Source organism: Psychrobacter sp. P11G5 (assembly GCF_001593305.1).
Lineage (GTDB): Bacteria > Pseudomonadota > Gammaproteobacteria > Pseudomonadales > Moraxellaceae > Psychrobacter.
In genome coordinates this window covers 1,076,302-1,098,711 of sequence record NZ_CP012533.1, presented here as the reverse complement: position 1 = coordinate 1,098,711, position 22,410 = coordinate 1,076,302, and the positions used below count along the sequence as shown (strand labels likewise).

Below are 22,410 nucleotides of genomic sequence, written 5' to 3'. Positions count from 1 at the left end.
AGCTGCTGTGTTTAGATAATAATATAAATAACCCACTAAGGACGAGCTGCCGTAGTGCAGCTTTGTGTAGGCGAGCTCTAGAAATTATGGTGATAGGTAGCAGTGGATTATAGGACTTTAAAGACAAATGGTTAAAGTGGAGTTAGCTGAACGGCACTACCAATTAGTCTGAACAATTTTTCGCTATAATATTTTAGAAACAGGTGGATATCACAAATTTTTAAAGCTATCTACTCTGACTTAGAACTAGGTTTGATAAGCATATTTTCGCTATTAAACTACCACTTCCGATTAAAGCTGCTCATCATTATCTCTAGCAAATCCTAACTCAATAGTTGCTTGGCTTCGTCTACGCCAGTTTAGTATAGACTCGCGACATCCATCGCTTTAGCTAATCAGCCCATCGTTTAATACGTAATAAAAATATAGACTCTTACTGTAAGCTGGTATATATTAACTATAGGTAAATTATATCGCCTAATAACAAGGCCTGCATGTATTTATTGCTAGAAATAAACTATAAAAAAAACAATGTAAAACCTTATAAAAACTAGTTTTTGTATTGTGTTTTTCTATAATCTTTTATGAGGAAATGACATGGTGGATGGACAATTAACTAGGCTTCCTGACAACCAGCACTATCCATTTGATCAAGGATCAATGGAGTATCATAATTCTCAATACTTGAGAACTATGTCAGACTTGTACATAAAAAGTATAAGATCTGGGACTAAGCGTATTGAAGATTACTTCAAAGAATTAGATAAAATGAGTGTTACGGATGCAAAATCCCTACTATATACGTATAATATTTTACTTAATAAAAGTTGGGAAAATATAAATTATGACAATGATGATTATAAAAACTTATTGATCAAAGAGCTTAAAACCTGGAGTTCACCCATTGATAAATTTAATGAGTTATTGGATGTTAGAGCAACGAAGGTTTTACCAAAAAGTTATCTTGACTGGTTTAAAAATGATCTACGATGCTCACTTTTTATCACCAATCTTATCTATAATGTTTTTAAAAACTCAGCTTTTAAAGGTAAGGATGAGCTAATAACAGCAATTACAAGTTTTTTGCCATATAACATTATTTATTTTAATAGCCATGTAAATAACGAATTTGGTTATTTCAATAGAGTACAGATAATAGATGATTGGAAAGTTTCGAATTTACTCTCGATAAAATCCACGTATTTGAAAGGCCGTACACCTGATAAAGAATTAAAATGGCTTGATGTTGCTAACCATAATCAAATTGAATGGGTATATAGCTATATAGATAATGACAAGGATCAGCCTATAATCCTCAAGGATGTATTTTTCCCAGAGACTTTTGAAGAGAAATATGAGCTGGTACTAGCCCATTTAGACACACTATCAAACATTGAAAGCCCTAACATAGGAACTGAAAAGAATAAAGGTTACTCTGAGCGTAGCTATATGTTATACAAAATGAGAAAAGCTTGGGATGGTCGAAAAAATTATAGCTCTAAAAACGAAGAAGGCGATGGCATTATAAAAATATATAAGAAAAATCAGACTAAGTTAGAAAAACTTATAGCCTTTAGTGGCTTTACCGCTCAGAAAATGATAAACAATTCTATCGAACAGATGTATGATCAGCTTATTAAAGATGATACTGAAGCAGTAGATAAGAGCCTTTCCTAAAAAGTGTGTAACTGCTTATAATCCACTAACAGGAGAATAAGCAATGACTAACCAATCTGACATCAAGAAACTGGCTGAGCAAATGGCCAGCAGCATGAAAAGCTTCGATGACATCAAAGACTTTCAAAAGCAGCTCATGCAGTCCTTCATCGACACTGCCCTAGAAGCAGAAATGGAAGAGCATCTCGGCTACCCCAAGCATGAAAAGGCAGACAGGCCTAATAAGCGCAATGGGCACACTAAAAAGAGAGTCCGTAGCGACACAGGCGAGCTTGAGATCTCCACCCCCAGAGACCGCGACAGTAGCTTTGAGCCTGTACTTGTCAGTAAGCATCAAACCCGTATTTCAGGTCTTGATGACAAAATCATATTTCACTACAGGCATAGCCTTACGTCTTGCGCTTCGGGCAAGTGTCTCCCAGACACTTGCTGATCCTCGCTCATACGCCAAAGGTCAAACCACTACTGAGATTGTCGAAACCATCAAGGACATCTACGACGTCGACATCTCAAGCAGCTTGGTTTCCAGAGTCACTGACAACATCTTGGATGACATCACCGCTTGGCAGAACCGGCCACTGAGCAGCGTCTATCCTATCGTCTACTTAGACTGCATTGTCGTCAAAGTTCGTCAGGACAAGCAGATCATCAACAAAGCTATCTATCTGGCCTTAGGCGTTGCTCTTGATGGTAGAAAAGAGCTGCTTGGTATGTGGCTGTCAGAGAACGAGGGCGCTAAATTCTGGCTTGGTGTTCTCACTGAGCTACAAAACCGCGGGGTTCAAGATATTCTTATTGCCTGTGTAGACGGCCTAAAAGGCTTCCCTGATGCCATCAATACGGTCTACCCTAACGCTCAGGTTCAGCTGTGTATCGTGCATATGGTGCGCTATTCGATGAAGTTTGTACCTTGGACAGATAAGAAGGCAATAGCGGCTGATTTAAAGGCCATCTACGGCGCTGATACGCTTGAGATAGCAGAGGCCAACCTTGAGCACTTTGATGAAGTATGGGGCAAAGAGTACCCGCATGTCATCAAGTCTTGGCGCAATAACTGGGAGGGCTTAACGGTGTTCTTCGAGTATCCTAAAGACATCAGAAGAGTGATCTATACCACCAATGCGATAGAGTCGCTAAACAGCGTGATTCGGACAGCGGTGAATAAGCGTAAGGTGTTCCCATCTGATCAGGCAGCATTCAAAGTGGTGTACTTAGCAACCCAGCAGGCATCCAAAAAGTGGTCAATGCCGATCCGTAACTGGACGTCTGCTCTTAATCGTTTTATGATTATGTTTGATGACCGTATCAGCAAGCATTTAATCTAAACGGCAGTTACACAGAATTCGGGATGGTCTCAAAAGCAGCGACAACTTCTACTATTAAAAAAGTAGTCGTTAAACCTAAGGCAACCATTAACTTCTTACTATTTTCTTCAGTAACAACCGCATGGCTATGATCATGATGTTCTGACATAAAATATTTTCCTTATTCTATTTATGATGAGCAGAGATATTGGATAACAGCCAATATCTCTGCTGTAAATCGACTAATCTATTGGATTAAGAAACTTTTTTTTCATTTATCCAACGATAAAGCACGGGTAACAGCACCAAAGTTAGTAATGTTGAAGAGATAATCCCGCCAATCACTACGGTTGCCAGTGGCCGTTGAACCTCAGCCCCTGTTCCGGTTGACAGCGCCATTGGTACAAAACCCAGTGAAGCCACACAAGCTGTCATCAACACTGGTCTTAAGCGCAAAATAGCCCCTTGCCACACGGCTTTATGCACTGGATATTTGTCCCTTAATTCCTTAATAAAGGTCAGCATTACCAGTCCATTGAGGACTGCAACACCAGATAAGGCAATAAAGCCAATTCCAGCTGACATCGATAATGGAATATCCCTTAGCCAAAGGAACAGCACACCACCGGTCAAGGCAAAGGGTATCCCGGTAAAGACCAATAGACTTTCTTTGACATTGTGAAAGACCGCCATCAGTAAAATAAAGATAGTGATTAAAGTCAGTGGAATCACGATTTGCATCCGTGCTTTGGCTGAAGCCAAATTTTCAAACTGACCGCCATATTCTATCCAATAACCACTTGGCAAAGTGTATGCTTTGAGCTGTGTCTGTACATCAGAAACAAAAGACCCTAAATCACGCCCTTCAACATTCGTTGTAACCACAACTCGGCGTTTACCATTTTCTCGACTGACTTGGTTGATTCCTTCAATGGTCGAGACTTGCGCGACATCCGACAATAAAATACTGCCACCATTTGGAAGCTGAATAGGTAACTGGGAAACAGATGCGACACTACGGTCTTGCTCTCCAAGACGGATAACAAAATCAAAACGACGATCGCCTTCTAAAATCTCTCCCACGCTTTGTCCACCAATACTGGTTGCCACAAGGTCTTGAATTGAACGCACACTCAAACCATATTGTGCAGCCAAAGTTTTATTTACCTCGACATTCAGTAATGGCAAACCTGAGGTCTGCTCAACTTTCACGGCACTGCTACCCGATATTTGCTGAATGATTTTGGAGATTTTAGTCGCCTCAGTATTGAGGACATTCATATCATCACCGAAGATTTTCACACCAACATCACTACGCACACCTGAGATCAATTCATTAAATCGGAGTTCAATCGGTTGTGAAAATTCACTATTATTGCCTGGAATCGTGGCTAAATACGTCACCATACGGCCACGTAATTCATCTAAACTTTCTTTAGGATTTGGCCATTCTGAACGAGGCTTTAACATGATATAGCCATCTGAAATATTGGGTGGCATGACATCTGTTGCAACCTCGGCTGTACCCGTTCTGGCAAATACTGCCTTAATTTCAGGGAAACTCTTTAAAAGAAGTTTTTCAGTATTCTCCTGAATACGTAAAGACTCTTCTAAGCCTGTACTTGGTGAACGTAACTGTTGTATCGCAAAGTCTCCTTCACTGAGCTGTGGTGCAAATTCACTGCCGAGTTTGGTACTGATAAATCCCGTAATCACTAATAAACACAGTGCAAAAGTCAGCACAACTGCTTTGTATTGATACGAAATATCAAGAGTTTGCTGATATTTAGCTTTTAGCCATAACATCCAACGACTTTCTTTTTCTTGAATATCGCCTTTGACCCACAATGCCACAGCAGCAGGCACAAAGGTGATCGATAAAATAATGGCTGCAACAAGGGCGAGTACCACTGCCAATGCCATCGGATGGAACATTTTTGCTTCCACACCACTTAAAGCAAAAATCGGCAAATACACCACCAAAATAATAAGCTGACCAAAAATAAGAGGACGACGTGCTTGGCGGGCAGCCAGAAAAACTTCCTTAAAGCGTTCACTTTGTGTGAGAGGTCGTTTTAACAGTTGCTGTGTATGGGCTAAACGCCGGATACAGTTTTCGACAATCACCACAGCACCATCGACAATGATGCCGAAATCGAGTGCACCTAAACTCATCAGATTGGCACTGATATTTTGCTGTGCCATCCCGGTTAAGGTAAACAGCATAGAGAGTGGAATGACACAGGCAGTAATCAAGGCAGCACGGATATTCCCTAAAAACAGGAACAGAATGATGATGACCAGGATTGCTCCCTCTACCAAGTTTTTCTGAACGGTTTTAATCGCCTTCTCAACCAAGATAGTACGGTCGTACACCGTTTCAATCACTACCCCTTTAGGCAAACTATTCTGAATATCTTGAAGCTTGGCATCCACAGCTTTAGAAACAGTCTGGCTATTTCCACCCATCGCCATCATGACAATCCCTAAAACGGTTTCTTTGCCGTTATAGGTTGCCCCACCGGTTCTTAAATCATGCCCAATAGAGACTTGCGCAATATCACCAACCCGAATTGGGCTGCCATTTGGGCTACCCAGCATGGTGTTCTCAATATCAGAAAGCCCATTGAATGCACCCGGTACACGTACCGTCAGTTGCTGACCATTGTCTTCAATATAACCTGCACCTCGGTTCTCATTATTTTGCGCTAAAGCCTGTTGCAGTTGTTCTAATGAGATATTCAGTTGCTGCATCCGGTTTAAATCGGGAGAGACCACATAGGTTTTTTCAAAACCACCAATACTGTTGACCTCTGCAACTCCCTTAACACGTTGCAGTTGAGGACGCACAATCCAGTCCTGAATCTCACGCAAATCCATCGGCGTGTATGCAGTTCCATCCGGCTTTTTCGCATTCGGATCTGCCTTCAGTACCCATTGATAAATCTCACCGAGACCCGTAGAAACGGGGGACATCGTCGGTGCGATTTGTGCAGGCAACTCAGATTGCGCCTCCTGTATCCGTTGGTTAATCTGCTGACGGGCCCAATAAATATCAGTCCCATCTTTAAAGATAATGGTGACTTGAGAGAGTCCATAACGGGATATGGAACGGGTAAGCTCCAGATCCGGAATGCCAGCCATGGCATTTTCAATGGGATAGGTAATCAGCTGTTCGACTTCAAGCGCAGTAAAACCCTTGGCTTGAGTATTAATCTGGACTTGGGTATTGGTAATATCGGGTACAGCATCAATCGGGAGTTTCTGATAGCTATACACCCCGACCGCAATCCAGGTACAGACAAAGAGCAACACCCAAATCGCATTTTGTATGGAAAACTGAATGATTCGTTCGAATAAACCTTCTGGTTTTGGTAGATCAGAATTAATGTCCATGGCCTGCCTCGTCTTTTTCTAATTCAGATTTCAACAAGAAACTGCCTTGAGCGATATACTTCTGCCCTTCAGTCAGCCCAGAAATCACTTCAAGCCATTGTCCATCACTTGAAGCCTGCCCCAATTGCACTTTCTGTGCTTTTAAGTGGACTTGACCTTTTTGTTCTGAATCTACGATGAAAATACTGTCTTCACCTTCAATACTTTGCAGCGCAGACTTTTGAATCCGAAGGGCTGATTTTGCTGTAGCTTCCGGAATCAACACTCTCACTAACACATTAGAACGCAACTCAGTAGCTTGCGCATCGAGTTTTGCGCGCACCACCAGACGCCCTGTTTGTACATCTGCCTGAGAGGTTAAGCTTTGTACAGTAGCTTTATAGCTTTGATCTGAATCATTCACTTTAAAGTCAATTTTTTGCCCGGCTTGCAGTTGACCTGAGAATTGATTCGGCAAATTAAACTCAAGCCATAAATCTTTCAGCTGTTCAATGACAAAGAGCTGATTAGCCAGTTGCACATTTTCACCGACCACAATATCTTTTTGACTGATCACCCCAGAGATCGGTGCTTTAATCAGAAAACGCCCATTGTTATTGCCACTTGCACCTAATGCATTTAAACGTGCTTGTGAGGACTGGACAGTAATCTGCGCTTGACGGTAGGCATTTTCGGCACGCTGGTAATCCTGTTTGGCAGAAACCCCCTGTGACCAGAGTTGCTGTTCGCGCTGGTAATCTTTACGGGCCAAATCCAGATTCACCTGTGCCATACGCAGATTTGCCTGTTGGTCGATCAGTTCAGGCACGGTTAGTACAGCCAGCGTTTGTCCTTTTTGCACGCTCTGTCCTAAAGCCACATTGATCTGCTCGACATAACCACTAAAATTAGGCGATATATGCGCTTGTTGATCGGTATTCACCACCAATTTACCTGGCAGGGTTGTCAGCTTTTCAACCAATCCTGTGGATGCAACAGCAACTTTTAAACCTTGTTCAACCATTTGTTGGCTGGTCAGTTGTATTTCGCCTTCTTCAGCATGTCCTTCTTCAGAACTATCTTCATCAGAATATTCGGCATTTCCCTCATCATAACCACGCCCCTCAGATTCAGTTTTTTTTGAACTTAACCAAATAGCCAGACTGACCAAGACCGTAATCAGAATCAAAATTGCAATCATGAGAGACTGGGATATTTTTCCGTTTTGCTTGGCGTTCATTTTATCGTGCTCCCCCATTGATTAAATTTTGCGATGCTTCGACTGCCTTTTTATTCAGTTGTGTATAGGCATCCGAACGGCTAATTTCTTCATAACTTGTGCCAATACTGAGTGCCTCAGCTGCTAGGGCAGTTTGCCAAGCTTGACGTAGAGTTTGTAATTGACCCAATCGAAGATTCTGCAGTTGGGTGGTTGCTTGCTGAACGTCGGTAATGGACAGTTTCCCTGCCTGAAACCCTAGTAAAGTACGGCTCTGAACTTTGGTCGCCAAAGTAACTTGTGCTGTTGTGGCATCGAACTGGCTACGTAAACCTTTGAGCTGATGCATGCTGTTGGCAATATCGAGTATTTGTTGCTTCAGCTCACGCTGCTGCTGTTGGTTCAGCAATATTTGCTGTTGCTGGACCATCGGGATCGCATATTGCTGGCGATTGAAAATATTCAGTGGAATAGCCACGCCGATTGCTAAAGTCGTATCGTTGCTTTCATTAGGGGTTTTGCTACGTTTCATGCCTACATTTAAAGTCGGATTGGGACGTGCCTGAATTCTTAAATTTTCAATTTGATGATCCGATTGCTGAATGTTCAAGGCATAGAATTTTTCTAGCCACCCTTCAGCAATATACCGTTGCACAGTTTGGAGACTTTGCTCTGGCCAAGGGATAGCGGTTTTATTCAATTGAAGATGTGAAGATGTTTCTCCCCCCCACAAATTAGACAGCTGACGACCGGCAGCTTGTTTATTCAGCATCGCTTGCTGATAAAGTCGTTGGATTTCTAGCGCTTCAATTTGGGCACGCTCAAAATCAACCAGGGCAATACTGCCTGCCTGATAGCGTTTCTGGGCACTGTCCAGATTGACTTTACTTGTTTTTAACTGTACTGAATAAGCAGACTGCTCAACCTCAGCAAGTGCAAATTGCGACCATGCAAATTTAACAATCAGTTGGCTTTGTGCCTTCCATAATTGCTGTTGCAATTGGATTTGTTGATTCGAGGTATTGGCAATCACCCGGTTCAGCTTACGCTGACCAAATAGATCTAGAGGTTGACTAACGCCAACATTGAATTCCTGTTCTTGACCTGAGCCAAAGCCAGACTGTTCTAAACTTATACTTGGATTCTGCCATAACCGACTTTGCTGAATATTCAATTCAGATATTTGCTGAACTTGTTGCCACGGCTTGTCTTGAGTCTGGTAACTTTGTACTTTTGCTAAAGCGGATTCAAAGCTGGTAACGTTTTCAGCATAGCTATATTGCATAGCCGCTGCACATATACAAGCAACCAAGCTATGACGCAAGAGTATAATTGATTGTGAAGACATGATTTTTCCCACTTATTTAAATAATAAAAGTGGTGGGAATGTTTTAGGCTACCCCACCATGAGCGGGGAAAATTCGGGAGGTGGGCTTTGTTGAAACAGGTCAGGAGCCTGATAGCTGTTTTTCCAATGAAATTGTGGATTCACTTTAACTTCAGAGCTTGGATGAAACACATCTACTTTTTCATTTTGTACAATCAAATGCATCATCGATGGTAGATGATCTTGATGATCTTCACCGATTTCTAAATCGCTACTGAATGTTTTTATGTTTTCTGACTGTCCATTATGATCGTGTTGACGACTATCGCTGGCACACAAGGTATTTTGGTGATGACCAAAATGATAACTCTGCTGTGATTGAGGCTGTTGTTCATGGACACAAAAGGCCGCCGCCACATTCCAAAAGCTTTGGAACATGAACAATCCAACCAAGACTGTAATCCATGTAGTAGAACGCATCATCATAACAACCGAAAAATTTGTACCAAGTATAAGGCTTAGAGCCACTCCAAGGTCAAGCTTAATAAATTAAATTAAACATTCAATGAACACTGAATAGCCGGCACTTTTGCAAATTTACCTTGTCTCTATAAGCTCACATCAATTTCAGGTAAGAATAACAATAGATAGTGAACCGTACCGGGTTTGTCGGAGACTTTTTATTTAAGTTAGGCCACCTGACCTAACGGGTTAATCTTATCATTGTACATTGCTTCAAACTCAAAAGGCAATTTTCCATGAGAGTTTCCCAAACTTTGTGTAACTGCTTATAATCCACTAACAGGAGAATAAGCAATGACTAACCAATCTGACATCAAGAAACTGGCTGAGCAAATGGCCAGCAGCATGAAAAGCTTCGATGACATCAAAGACTTTCAAAAGCAGCTCATGCAGTCCTTCATCGACACTGCCCTAGAAGCAGAAATGGAAGAGCATCTCGGCTACCCCAAGCATGAAAAGGCAGACAGGCCTAATAAGCGCAATGGGCACACTAAAAAGAGAGTCCGTAGCGACACAGGCGAGCTTGAGATCTCCACCCCCAGAGACCGCGACAGTAGCTTTGAGCCTGTACTTGTCAGTAAGCATCAAACCCGTATTTCAGGTCTTGATGACAAAATCATATTTCACTACAGGCATAGCCTTACGTCTTGCGCTTCGGGCAAGTGTCTCCCAGACACTTGCTGATCCTCGCTCATACGCCAAAGGTCAAACCACTACTGAGATTGTCGAAACCATCAAGGACATCTACGACGTCGACATCTCAAGCAGCTTGGTTTCCAGAGTCACTGACAACATCTTGGATGACATCACCGCTTGGCAGAACCGGCCACTGAGCAGCGTCTATCCTATCGTCTATCTGGACTGCATTGTCGTTAAGGTACGTCAAGATAAGCAGATCATCAACAAGGCTATCTATCTGGCGCTAGGCGTGGGGCTTGACGGTAAAAAAGAGCTGCTTGGTATGTGGCTCTCAGAGAATGAAGGCGCTAAGTTCTGGCTGGGTGTTCTCACTGAACTACAAAACCGCGGCGTACAAGACATACTCATTGCCTGTGTAGACGGCCTAAAGGGCTTCCCTGATGCCATTAACACCGTTTATCCCAATGCTCAGGTTCAGCTGTGTATCGTACACATGGTGCGTTACTCAATGAAGTTTGTGCCGTGGACGGATAAAAAGGCTGTAGCGGCTGATTTAAAGGCCATCTACGGCGCTGATACGCTTGATATGGCAGAGGCCAACCTTGAGCACTTTGATGAAGTATGGGGCAAAGAGTACCCGCATGTCATCAAGTCTTGGCGCAATAACTGGGAGGGCTTAACGGTGTTCTTTGAGTACCCGAAAGACATCAGAAAAGTGATTTATACCACCAATGCGATAGAGTCGCTAAACAGTGTGATTCGAACGGCGGTGAATAAGCGTAAGGTGTTCCCGTCTGATCAGGCGGCATTCAAGGTGGTGTACTTAGCCACCCAGCAGGCATCCAAAAAGTGGTCAATGCCGATCCGTAACTGGACGTCTGCTCTTAATCGCTTTATGATTATGTTTGATGATCGTATTAGTAAGCATTTAATCTAAATGGCAGTTACACAGAATCTGGGATGGTCTCGTAGATAAGGACGATGCTTCAGGTTAACCTCACACTTGTTGTAAGTCTAGCAACGGCTTCTGCCTTTCCAGATTACGTTTATAGCTTCTGTTATACTAAAAACTAGTCAAGCGATAATATTTAGTTACTATTAAATTATAAAACTGAAAAACAAATCTAAAGTATACTCACAAGTGTACTAAAATATATATTTAAATATTTATCTATATACATCAAACACTTAACAACAATTAACCGTTCCGGCTCCGGGTACCATTACAGTAGTACGAAAAACCGCAAATCATAATGATTTGCGGTTTTTTTATGTCTCATATTCTGTCCTGTTCTATCTATCCCAAGTACATCTGCTAAACCAACAACACCAAACTTGGAAGCACAATATCCTGCGTATCCGTAGCACCCCATTAATCCAGCCATGGAAGATATCAGTACCAATCTAGGGCGTGTCCTCATTTTGAGAATGGTGATAAAAATGAGATAAATTGCAGCCAAACAAGGAAAATAGTACAGTTAATATCGAGATATTACCAAGCTATTTGACGCAGTTTGGCAAAGATTTAGCCATTTTTAGCCCATTAAAAGTTTAATGGTCAGATTGAGGACACGCCCTAGGATGCTGTTTGCTTTTGCTTGCTTTAAGTAAGGTGTGGTACTCATTTTCAAATATAATATCAGGCACTCAGCAGCACATCGCCATATTCATCACGTAAATCCTTTTTCACCATTTTCCCCGCCCCATTTAACAAGATACTTTCTACAAAAATAACTTTATCAGGTATTTGCCAACTGGCAATTTTCTCTTCGTAAAATGCAAGCACTTGTGCCTCAGTCAGTTCTGAATTTTGCTCTTTAACCACAATCAACACTGGGCGCTCGCCCCATTTCTTATGGGCTGCAGCAATGGCAGCTGCCATTTTTATCTGTGGATGCGCGGCGGCAATATTCTCAAGCTCCACTGAAGATATCCATTCGCCGCCAGATTTAATCAAGTCTTTTGAGCGATCACGAATATTCATATAGCCATCTGAATCGATGGTGGCTATATCACCGGTATCAAACCAACCGTCTTCAGTAATAGCGTCAGGATTATGATTGTAATAGTCGTTAATAATCCAGTGACCCCGAATTTGTAGACGTCCCTGAGATACCCCATCCTCTTCAACTGGCTCCAGTGGTTGATCGGTGTCCATAAGCCGTATCTCAACGCCGTAAGGTGGACGACCTTGAGATTTGCGCAATTCGTTAATCTCGTCCTTGCTAAGCGATTTGTGCTTGGCTTTGATCTGATTCATCGTGCCAAGCGGACTGGTCTCCGTCATACCCCAACCGTGTATCGCATCGCAATCAAAATCCTCTCTAAAGGTTTTGATCACCGATGGCGGACAAGCAGCGCCACCGACAATGGTTCGAGTCATGCTCTCAAGTTTACTGCCACGAGCTTTGGCAGCCGTTAGCAAGCTTTGCCAAATCGTAGGAACACCTAAAGCAACAGTGACCTTATAATCATCAATTAAAGACACTAAGCTGTCACCATCAAGATTAGGGCCAGGTAATATCAAAGAGCAACCTGTCAGGGCAGCAGCATAGGGCGTACCCCACGCATTGACATGGAACATAGGCACTACAGGTAGCAAAACGTCTTTTGCGGATAGTGCTGAGATGTCAGGCATGGATAATGCAATAGCATGAAGCACAGAGGAACGATGAGTGTATAAAATTCCTTTGGGGTTGCCTGTCGTGCCCGAGGTATAGCATAAGGAGCTGGCCGTCGTTTCATCAAATTGAGGCCATTCAAAATCAGTAGAATGATCTGCTAGTAATTCATCAAAGAACAAAACCTCAGGCAGTTGTTCTAGTACTTTATCTTCTCGAGCGCCCAAACAGATGAAATGCTTAATATTATCGATTTGATCTTTAATCGCCATAATCAGTGGTAGGAAGGTCACATCAAAAAATAATACTCGATCGTCAGCATCATTAATAATGTAGCTGAGCTGTTCAGGAAACAAACGCGGATTGATGGTATGGCAAATCATGCCACTGCCTGAAATAGCATACCAAGCTTCTAGATGGCGACGGTTATTCCAAGCCAATGTAGCTATACGCTCTGATGATTTTAAACCTAGAGATGCTAATGCATTTGCCAAACGTTTTGAATTGTTAGAGATGGTAAGCCAGTCACTATGGGTGATTTGTCCATCGACTTCTTTAGACAACACAGCGGTGTCGCCATGATAGCGAGCAGCATGCTCGATGAGGCTACTAATCAGCAAGGGCTGATACATCATTTTTCCTAACATAATACATTCCCTGTATTTATTTAAAAGTAAGATTATTCTTATTTAAAGTATCATTGAATGCCAAGCACCTGCTACGGCTGTGAATAATAAGAATTATCAATTCAGACAAACCTTTGAGTTTGTCTGAATTGATTTTAAAATAACATAAACTCAATGTTAAACCGTAGGATTATTACTGGCTTTCTCACTAAAGTTATTATTGGCGTTGGGTTTGATATAGCGAGGCATCTTTTGACCAGTGGCTTTCGCTACTGCATATAGCGTTTGTTCAATCCACCCTGAGTCCATAATGAACATCAGTGAACCATCTTCATTAAAGTTAATATTCGCGCCTTCAGCACCATGTTTATAAGCATACTTGCTATGCAAAAAATTATTATGGGAATAATGCTCAACTACTTGATAAGTCACGATCTAATAATGAGGAAGGTACTATCAAAATTACTGAGACCAATGTATTAAACGCGCATCGATATATCAGAACCAAAAAAGAAGCCTTCTAGAAAAATTTAGAAGACTTCTTTTAAGTAACTATTAATTAACTAGCAGCTGTTTATTAAGCTTGGTCTTATTAAGTTTAATTGCATTGGCAACACTTTGAGCACATGTCACATTTTTTACAAGTGGAAGGGCTCGTACATCCACATTTCTTGCAGCTGCAGCTAGAATTATAATGAATGGAAGGTAATGATAATTTCGTTTTTTTAGAGGTCAACATCATAATAAATCCTTATTCATGATAGAACGATTAAGAATCAATCTTGGCAGATATTAATTATATCTTCCGTAATTTAATTGTTAATTCAATAGCTTAAAGCATTTTAATTAACCTACATTATGCCTGCCACAACCCTTCGACATTAATCTTATTTGCCTCAATAGTCGGATAGTCCGTAAAGTTCAATGTATAGCCGCCTGTTGCATTACTGGCTGGTGTAATCTGACAGGTCGCACCCAGTGGAAAGCTATGTTTTTTACTGATATGCCCAAAGCTCATGCCATTATAGATAGGTAATCCAGTCAGCTTATGCAATTGGCGAATGACCATCGCGACATCGTAACGCTTATCGTAGCTATCTTCACCCGTGCCAGATAATGAGCCAAACACAATCGCTTGCTGACGCTTGAACACACCTGCCAAATATAAATCATAAAGCATGCGCTCAATACGATAAGCCTGCTCACCCACGTCTTCTAAAAATACAATGCCACCATCAATACGCGGCAGATACTCGCTACCTGCCAGCGCCGATACCACACTCAGATTACCGCCCCAAATCGTTCCCGTAACTGTTTGAGTCTTATTAGTCGCTAGAATCGCTGGTAATTGCTTACTAGTCAAATCGGCATTTTGAACAGTAATGCTCAAATTAGGGTTAGTAAGCGCTTCTGCAAACTGCCTACAACTAATCTCATCAGGGGTCGTTTTACCAAATTCGCTATAGAGCATGGGGCCAGCGAGCGAACTCATTTGCCCTTTCGCCAGCAGTGCACATTGAATGGCAGTGACGTCACTAAAGCCTGTCAATATCGTGCCCCGCTCTTTCATAATGCGTCCCAGCGTTTGCCAATCAATCAGCGGCAGCAGACGCATTGCGCCGTAGCCACCGCGTACACCCATGAGCAGTTTGGGTGCAGCAATCGCCCCAGTCGCGATATTTTGTAGATCACTCGCCCGCTGCGTGTCCGTACCTGCAAAGCGCAAGTATTGTCGCTCGGTGATAGCAGGATTGTGCACTTCAAAACCTGCGCAAGCCATACGCTCTAATGCCAATTGGTTACGCTCGTTACTACCGCCAACGTTGGAGCTGGCAAATAGACGTGTCTCAATAGTAGGATTGATACAACGTGATTTGGACGCTATTGACTGATTAACATCTGGCAGCGCCGTTGGTAAATCATCTTTGGTCAGCTGCATGCTGTCATTTTTATCGCTCGTTTTATCGTTCGTTTTGACCGTCAAGCCTTGAGCGATACCTTGAGTCGCAAGTAGTCCAGCACCTGTACTCACCCCTAATCGACATAAGAATTGGCGACGATTAAGTTCCTTATTAGTCGCGGTGGTTATATCAGCTTGTTGTAAAAGAGTCGGATTTTTTGTAAGCATACTGAACTATTACCTCAAAACTTATTTTAGAATAATGATTTAATTATCAACGTTTTTAACATTAACTTTATACAAGCATCGTAGTTTGATAGAGACATCACAGTGTTTCGCCTTCTATTACGATAATGAACCGCCCCGACTTTATCGGAGAGTGATTTACTTGAGTCAGGCAGCGATGCCTGACAGGGTTAAATTATCATAATACCGCTTTTCAAAATCAAAAGGTGACACATAACCAATCGTACTATGCAGTCGTGTTTTATTAAACCAGTCCACCCACTCAAGGGTTGCCAGTTCAACATCGTTCACACCAGTCCAGTTTTGCTTTAAATAATGAATCACCTCAGACTTATAAAGCCCATTGACCGTTTCAGCCAATGCGTTGTCATAAGAGTCGCCTGTTGTACCAACAGAGGCAATCACGCCAGAATCCGTCATTTTATCAGTATAGCGAATGGATAAGTACTGAACCCCTCGATCACTGTGATGAATGACATCTTTGGGATGGTTTCTATCTGCTATTGCTTGATTTAAAGCCGCCATCACCATATCGGTGTTCATACGATTAGATACCTTCCAACCAACGATAGCACGGGCAAACACATCAATAATAAAAGCGGTATAGACCCAGCCGCTTGTCGTCTTGATATAGGTAAAATCTGCAACCCACAGCTGGTTAGGACGATAAGCGCTAAAGTTACGATTGACTAAGTCATCAGCGCGCTTTTGGTCGTCACGGCTGTTGGTGGTAATCTTGCCTTTGCCACGCCAGACGCCTTGTAGGCCATACTGCTTCATTAATCGCTCTACGGTACACCGAGCAACCTTTAACCCGTCAGCTTTCATCTGCTGCCATACTTTACGCGCACCGTAACGGCATTTGCTGTCCTGCCAGATGCGTTTAATCTCGCTGAGATAGTAGTCGTCATGCTGACTGCGCAGTGAGCGTTTTTCAGGGTAGCTCTCCAAGTCTTTAGCACGGTGATAGGTTGATGGGGCAATCGGTAATACTCTACAGATCAGCTCGACCCCATAATTATTCTTATGATCGTCGATGAATTGAATCATGATTTTAGTCAGCGGTCGAGCTCCGCCTGGGCGAAAAAAGCGGCAGCCTTACGTATGATCTCATTGGCTTGCTTGAGCTCTCTGCATTCGCGTTCAAGCTCCTTGATGCGCTCTTTATCACTTTGCGCTTGCACCGATGCAGGAATAGTTTGATCGATGTGTTTTTTATGCCACGACCGCAGGGTTTCAGGCGTACAGCCAATCTTAGGGGCAATGGCTTGAATCGCTGACCATGTGGAGGGATAGTCGCCCAACGCTTCTATCAGCATGCGAACGGCGCGTTCTTTAATCTCAGGAGTGTAGGTTTGTTTTTTCATTGTCGTATTCTCTCAGAATGTTGAGTCTCCGACAATCCCGGGGCGGTTCAATAATGATTGCATAACCTTATAACTATTGCTTATTACAACGACAACAAATTGTTAAACAACCATGTTTGGTACTTACCATTACTCTTGTTATAGTAAATAGTAATGAATGATTCACTAATAATGAAAGGAACGCTAGTATGGCTGATAAAGAAAAAGATGATAAGTCTCTTCTAGACAATATCAAACTCATCTTAAGCAAAGAAGACAGAATAAAGAATCAAGTCGACAAGGATCGCGGTCTTGAGCGTTACGCTAAAGACTTGATGTTGCTTATGAGTTTGGTAAAAGATTATTACCAAGGTAATTATCGCAATATACCTTACAAAACCATTTCAGCGGCAGTGGTTGGGTTGTTGTACGTACTAAACCCTATTGATATTATTCCAGATTTTATACCTTTTATTGGTCAAGTTGATGATGCCTTGGTACTAGGATTTTGCTTAAAACTGATGGAGAAAGACTTAAACAAATATAAAACTTGGAAAAACGAGCAGTCAACGTCTAAAGATGATGCAAAGTCTGAAGATAAAGCTTCTGATACTGAAAGTAAAAATGCAAAGGCTAAGAAAAAATCCCTATTATTGAAATAGTGATTAATGATGTCTTTAATCGCACAAAAACACGGTCAATGAGTTCATCATTGACCGTGTTTTTGTGCGTATTAAGCTCAAAATTAGTAAACCATCATTAGTAAATGATAACTAGCAATCAATCAGGCACATCATAACGCGCTTTTTCTGGGTTCAGACCGAATGAGTAGACAAAGGTCGCAACGACACTGTTAATGATAATAAACGGTAAATCAATAGCCACGTGTCCAAGTAAATAGCGTCCAATCAGCCATGAGATAATGAGCATAATAATGAAAAATGCGCCTAAATATCCTAGGATGGCAGGATGCTTTAAGTTATAAGGTTGCTCTGGTGCAGGTTGCTTGTCGAGCACGTACATACGTATGGCCCAACCAGCTGCATAGGATAATCCGCCTAACACGACATAACTCAAAAAATTCATATTATCTGACTCTATTACTAAATGACTGACAAAATATGCTGCTACCTAATAAATCTATAATAAATACTGTTTGCCATTAAAGACTTTCATTACTCGGCCCAACATTATCAATAATAATACTGGCATGTGGATTGGCCAAAATATCAGTATTGACCTCATCACACTCTACCCGATAAATAGTATTTGCGCCTTTATAGATATAAGACAAATACTCACTATCGAGTAGTGGATCGATATTGGCGTAAACAGGTTTGACATGCGCCATGACCAGCACTCTATCAGGACGTCCAATAACTGCATCGACATTGTCAGGATTGATAGAGAAAAACTTGGGTATCTCACTGTTATCAAGCACTTCTAATGGCTCAGCAGTGTCCCAGACACGCTTGGCACTTGCAGGCTCTTTCATCTGCATGACCCACTTACCTGCCTGCTGACTAACTTTGATCTGCGCAGGCTCGTCATTACTAACCGTATAGCAACCTTCAAATATGGATAAATCCGTCTCGGTCTTCGCCACATCTTCTACCGCGGTCGTACTGTTATCGTTACAACCTGCTAGCAATAGCGCACTACAAGTGATACCGCTAACTGCTAACAAGGTAAGTCTTTTGCAAATAACGTCTGAGCGCTTGAGCATGATAATGTCATCCTGCGTTAAAAGGGACTGAGGCATGTGAAAATCAGCTTCACCTGAAAAGCTGTGCTCTCATCAGGCTCATTTTAACAGAAAACAATCCCCTTTCTGTTTTGATATTTAGTTTTACAGTTTTGTGCTTAGCGATGGCGCATGTTGCCAATGGATTTGCTATAATCAAGCGCATTAATTCCAGTTACACTTTCAGTTACACTATAGTCAAGCTCGATAGTATAGATATAAATAAATAGCGCAGAGGCTCTACAGAAATGAGCTTGTGAGGCGAACAATATATCTGTTTATCGTACGTTAACTATCTATTAGGCTATTAGATTTTTATGTCAGACAACCCTGCTCTATCGTTCCATACTTCTAGTGCATCTGTTGGCACAACTGCAAACGTTTTTGGCGCAAGTCAGCAAAATGCGGCTGATCCGCTAGCAGTGAAAGCAAATACTACCGTCGCTTATACTGATGGTGCTTGTAAAGGTAATCCTGGCGCTGGTGGTTGGGGCGCCCACCTTATCTTTAGTGATGGACGTACGCAAGATTTGTACGGTGGTGATAAAGAAACCACCAATAATCGTATGGAGCTAATGGGCGCAATAAAAGCCCTAGAGTACAGTCCACGCGACTTGAAGCTTGAGATTTGGACTGACTCCAGCTACGTTAAAAACGGCATTACCGAATGGATTGCCAATTGGAAAAAACGTGGCTGGAAAACTGCCAGTAAAAAGCCTGTTGCCAATCAAGACTTATGGCAACAGTTGGATGAGCTTCGTCAAGCACGCGACGTTGATTGGCATTGGGTTAAAGGTCATGCTGGGCACGCAGGCAACGAAAAAGCTGATGAGCTGGCCAATCTAGGCGTGACCTCTAGTAGCGAGCATCTATCTGCATCTAACTCTGTAGATAGTCCTGCCACTATTAACACTGATATTGCTAAAAAAAAAGATAAAATAGCCGCTAATGACTGGCTAAATGACGATCCATTAGGCTTTAACATGATGGATGAAGATTTCGATGAAGAGTCATTGGATGAAGAGTTATTAGATGAAAGCGATTTAGATGAAACGCCAAATAATGATGATTCAATTCCTATTCAAGTCAGCAGCAAACCGAATAATGCTACACACCCTATGAGTACCAATGCCATGATATCAGATGACATGACAGTAAACGAGACGACGGCAGACAGCAATACACTAGACGCATCTACGGAATTACCAAAATTCGATGGCGATACCAGTCGTGCGAACCCGCACTTTCGTCCTCTGCTACCCAAGCCTATCCATCGGCATGAACCTAATCGCCAGCTGATTATGGATACGGAGACTACAGGACTTGATCCACTAAAAGGCGATCGAATCATTGAAGTCGGTATCGTTGAGATGATCGGTCGTAAATTCACCGGTGAAAAGCTGCACGTTTATATCAACCCGCAGCGCGGCATGGATGAAGAAGTCATCCGTATTCACGGTATCTCTGAAGCTTTTTTGACAGACAAACCTACCTTTGATCAGGTTGCTCAGTCGCTATATGAGTTCATGGATGGTGCAGAAATCATCGCTCACAACGCCACGTTTGATATGAACTTTTTAAATATGGAATTTAGCAAAGTTGGTATGACAGACTTTGCGGAACGTGTTCAAGTCACCGACTCATTAGTAATGGCAAAGCAGCAATATCCTGGGCAAAAGAATACCTTGGATGCTTTGGTTCGCCGATTAGATGTCGGTAAACAAGATCGTACTTTTCACGGAGCATTACTAGATTCGGAGATCTTAGCGGAAGTTTATCTGGCAATGACCGGTGGACAGGTAACGCTAGCGATCGAAGAGGACAGCCAAGCAGATGGCGGGCATACCGCTCATGCTAATTTTGCTAATTTGGCATCTTTATTGCTAGAGTCAACCGTAGATAACCAAGCCAATCAAAATTGGTTCGCAGGTTTAGCAGAAGATTATCCTGATTTGAAAACCAGACTATCGCAGTGGTAAAACACATTAAAGTGTATAACTAAGTTGACTTAACTTAGTGTAATACATTGAAAAGTCTAACAATATATTAAAATACCAACTTTTATAAATCAATATCTGCTGTTAGAGTCGACTCTATCAATACTTTATTTATGGAAAAATAACTATGAGCCAATCTGAGCAAACAACGTTAACCACCCCTACCCTTAGTATTACTAACTTTAAACTACCTTCTTTGCATCTGCTTCATAATGAAATCACTGTTATTCTCAAAGATACTGAAAACCATCTGAGTGAATTCAACGACGATAAAGAGCAAGCACCTTTATTATTAGATTCCATCAGCGTCTTGACCCAACTGTCTCGTATTTTTGAGCTAATTGCATTGGCTGGTGGCCAATTATTGAGCGCCGCTATCGCACAAGGCTTACAACAGCTTCATGATGATAGCAATAATAATGATACAGCGCTGATTATGGATTTATCAGAAGCAATCATGACCCTTGATCGCTATATTGAATTCGTACTATTAACTGAGACGGTAGAGCCTACACTGCTACTGCCAATCATTAATAAACTGCATGCTTATAGTCAGCAAGATGCAATCGATGCCAGTTACTTCTCCGATTTTGGTAGCAGCAGCGTGATTATCGCTAATCCTGAACAAAACTTTCAGCCATTAAGTGAGTTAAATCTGGATAGTAAGTTACTGACCAATGCTTACCGTAGTGGTCTGAGTGTGGTACTTACCCAACAAAATGCCCCACTAACAGCAGATGATCAGCAGAAGCTTGATGCTATGAGTGCTGCCTGTGCGATGATTGCCGCGCATACTAGTAGCCTATTTTGGCAAGCAGCAACCGCCGCTGTTACAGATATCCAAACTATTTTGCCATTGAGCCTTAGTCAAAAGCATACCCTTATTTACTTAGAACAGCAGTTCCATAGCTACCTTCCAGTGATGGATGCACGTTTTGCTGACTTAGTGAGTTTTGCCTGCCAGCGTGATAACGAACAAGCGCAAAAGCTACGCATCCAATATGCGAGCAATCAGATAGATTCGCCACAACGCGAACAAATGCAACGCTTCTTATTTGGTCCAAACCGCGCCATTACTGATACTCTAAACGATATTATTCAAAATCAAATTAGCACAATTAAAGAAAAAGTCGATAGTTATGCACGTGGTGATACGCTTAGCTCTACTGCTCTGCAAGTGAGCTCAATAGCCGCTGACCTCACAGAACTTAGCTCAGTATTACGGTTATTATGCTTAACGGATGCTGCAGCGTCATTAAAAACTGCAGCAAATGCCGTATTGACTTGGCAGACCCCAACACCTGAAGAATTCGATAGTCTATTATTAGCACTTATGCATGCAGAGAACGCTTCAATTGCGATGGCAAAAATGCATACCCCAGGTGCCATTCATCTATCTGCGCATAGTCAACATATCTCGCTACACCAAATTGATACTGCCTACAACACTTTAGTACAAGAAAGCCGTATGGCGATATCGAGTGCAGAGCAAGCGATTAACGACTATTTAGCAGATGACAAGCGCGACCTACTCAATATTCAGAACATACCTGATATGATGCACCAAGTCGCTGGGGCAGTCCGTTTTTTACAATTACCTACCGCTGCCAATATGCTTAGCCAATTGACTACTAATATGCAAGAGCGCCTTGCAAGTGGTCGAAATATAGATGATCGTACGCTTGCTCATATTGCTGATGTGTTAATGGCAGTAGACTATCGCTTAGAGGGTTTTGAGAATAATCACCCTGTAAGCAAACAGTCACTTGATGCCGGTCAACATAGTCTAAGTCAATTAATTGCCGCTTAAATAAGATTAATATAAACAACTTTTAAGCAAGCTTATTGCTGCTTTGGATAGCCATTT

The 22,410-nt window shown here is 42.0% G+C and carries 15 protein-coding genes, 3 pseudogenes and 1 other annotated feature; of the genes and pseudogenes, 6 read left to right on the top strand and 12 right to left on the bottom strand.

The genetic code is table 11. The features are described from left to right. Positions 1-597 precede the first annotated feature (597 nt). Entirely contained in the window at positions 598-1,677 is a 1,080-nt protein-coding gene (locus AK825_RS04655; protein WP_068034977.1) for a hypothetical protein, read from the top strand. Positions 1,678-1,720: 43 nt separating this feature from the next. Further along, a pseudogene (locus tag AK825_RS14545) lies at positions 1,721-3,002 on the top strand (IS256 family transposase). Positions 3,003-3,039: 37 nt separating this feature from the next. Here the strand turns inward: AK825_RS14545 and AK825_RS14795 are convergent. The 5 genes and pseudogenes from AK825_RS14795 to AK825_RS04625 form a co-directional block, all read right to left on the bottom strand. Beyond that, a pseudogene (locus AK825_RS14795) lies at positions 3,040-3,150 on the bottom strand (cation transporter); the annotation flags it as partial. An 86-nt stretch (positions 3,151-3,236) separates the two neighbouring features. After that, positions 3,237-6,377, bottom strand: coding sequence for a CusA/CzcA family heavy metal efflux RND transporter (locus AK825_RS04640; RefSeq protein WP_068034975.1), 3,141 nt, complete (start codon positions 6,375-6,377; stop codon positions 3,237-3,239). After that, positions 6,367-7,596, bottom strand: coding sequence for an efflux RND transporter periplasmic adaptor subunit (locus tag AK825_RS04635; protein WP_068034974.1), 1,230 nt, complete (start codon positions 7,594-7,596; stop codon positions 6,367-6,369). Before AK825_RS04635 ends, AK825_RS04640 begins: the two co-directional genes overlap by 11 nt. A 1-nt stretch (position 7,597) precedes the next feature. Next, positions 7,598-8,923: a TolC family protein gene (locus tag AK825_RS04630; RefSeq protein WP_068034973.1), complete on the bottom strand. Its 1,326-nt coding sequence runs from the start codon at positions 8,921-8,923 to the stop codon at positions 7,598-7,600. A gap of 48 nt (positions 8,924-8,971) precedes the next feature. After that, a complete protein-coding gene (locus AK825_RS04625; protein WP_227514115.1) occupies positions 8,972-9,385 on the bottom strand; it encodes a cation efflux protein, CzcI-like in 414 nt (137 codons plus the stop codon). Between the two features lie 333 nt (positions 9,386-9,718). Between AK825_RS04625 and AK825_RS14540 the strand changes: the two are divergent. Continuing rightward, positions 9,719-11,000, top strand: a pseudogene (locus AK825_RS14540) (IS256 family transposase). Between the two features lie 286 nt (positions 11,001-11,286). Here the strand turns inward: AK825_RS14540 and AK825_RS14535 are convergent. The 5 genes from AK825_RS14535 to AK825_RS04595 all read right to left on the bottom strand — a co-directional run bounded on the left by AK825_RS14535 (position 11,287) and on the right by AK825_RS04595 (position 16,823). Continuing rightward, complete coding sequence (locus tag AK825_RS14535; protein ID WP_264753651.1) at positions 11,287-11,436, bottom strand: hypothetical protein; 150 nt, start codon at positions 11,434-11,436, stop codon at positions 11,287-11,289. 266 nt (positions 11,437-11,702) lie between these two features. Continuing rightward, complete coding sequence (locus AK825_RS04610; protein WP_068034969.1) at positions 11,703-13,331, bottom strand: long-chain-fatty-acid--CoA ligase; 1,629 nt, start codon at positions 13,329-13,331, stop codon at positions 11,703-11,705. Between the two features lie 156 nt (positions 13,332-13,487). Beyond that, positions 13,488-13,742, bottom strand: a complete 255-nt coding sequence (locus AK825_RS04605; RefSeq protein ID WP_068034968.1) for a hypothetical protein — start codon at positions 13,740-13,742, stop codon at positions 13,488-13,490. Positions 13,743-14,166: 424 nt separating this feature from the next. Further along, entirely contained in the window at positions 14,167-15,438 is a 1,272-nt protein-coding gene (locus AK825_RS04600) for an LD-carboxypeptidase (RefSeq protein WP_082787164.1), read from the bottom strand. A gap of 165 nt (positions 15,439-15,603) precedes the next feature. Further along, a protein-coding gene (locus AK825_RS04595) for an IS3 family transposase (RefSeq protein ID WP_149038742.1) occupies positions 15,604-16,823 on the bottom strand; the annotation gives its coding sequence in 2 pieces (ribosomal slippage) (positions 15,604-16,538 and positions 16,538-16,823; 1,221 coding nt in all). Further along, positions 16,432-16,548: a sequence feature (AL1L pseudoknot), on the bottom strand. Its footprint overlaps the gene before it by 117 nt. 188 nt (positions 16,824-17,011) lie before the next feature. Here AK825_RS04595 and AK825_RS04585 point away from each other — a divergent pair. After that, positions 17,012-17,464, top strand: a complete 453-nt coding sequence (locus AK825_RS04585; protein ID WP_068034967.1) for a YkvA family protein — start codon at positions 17,012-17,014, stop codon at positions 17,462-17,464. 118 nt (positions 17,465-17,582) lie between these two features. On the opposite strand, the gene AK825_RS04580 is transcribed toward AK825_RS04585, so the two are convergent. After that, complete coding sequence (locus tag AK825_RS04580; RefSeq protein ID WP_068034966.1) at positions 17,583-17,888, bottom strand: hypothetical protein; 306 nt, start codon at positions 17,886-17,888, stop codon at positions 17,583-17,585. A gap of 76 nt (positions 17,889-17,964) precedes the next feature. After that, the gene (locus tag AK825_RS04575; protein ID WP_227514114.1) at positions 17,965-18,564 is read right to left on the bottom strand and encodes a hypothetical protein; all 600 of its coding nucleotides are present in this window, start codon (positions 18,562-18,564) and stop codon (positions 17,965-17,967) included. Between the two features lie 299 nt (positions 18,565-18,863). Here AK825_RS04575 and dnaQ point away from each other — a divergent pair, with 299 nt between their 5' ends. Further along, complete coding sequence (dnaQ, locus tag AK825_RS04570; protein ID WP_082787163.1) at positions 18,864-20,525, top strand: DNA polymerase III subunit epsilon; 1,662 nt, start codon at positions 18,864-18,866, stop codon at positions 20,523-20,525. Positions 20,526-20,670: 145 nt separating this feature from the next. Then, entirely contained in the window at positions 20,671-22,353 is a 1,683-nt protein-coding gene (locus tag AK825_RS04565; RefSeq protein ID WP_068034964.1) for a hypothetical protein, read from the top strand. Positions 22,354-22,410 lie beyond the last annotated feature (57 nt).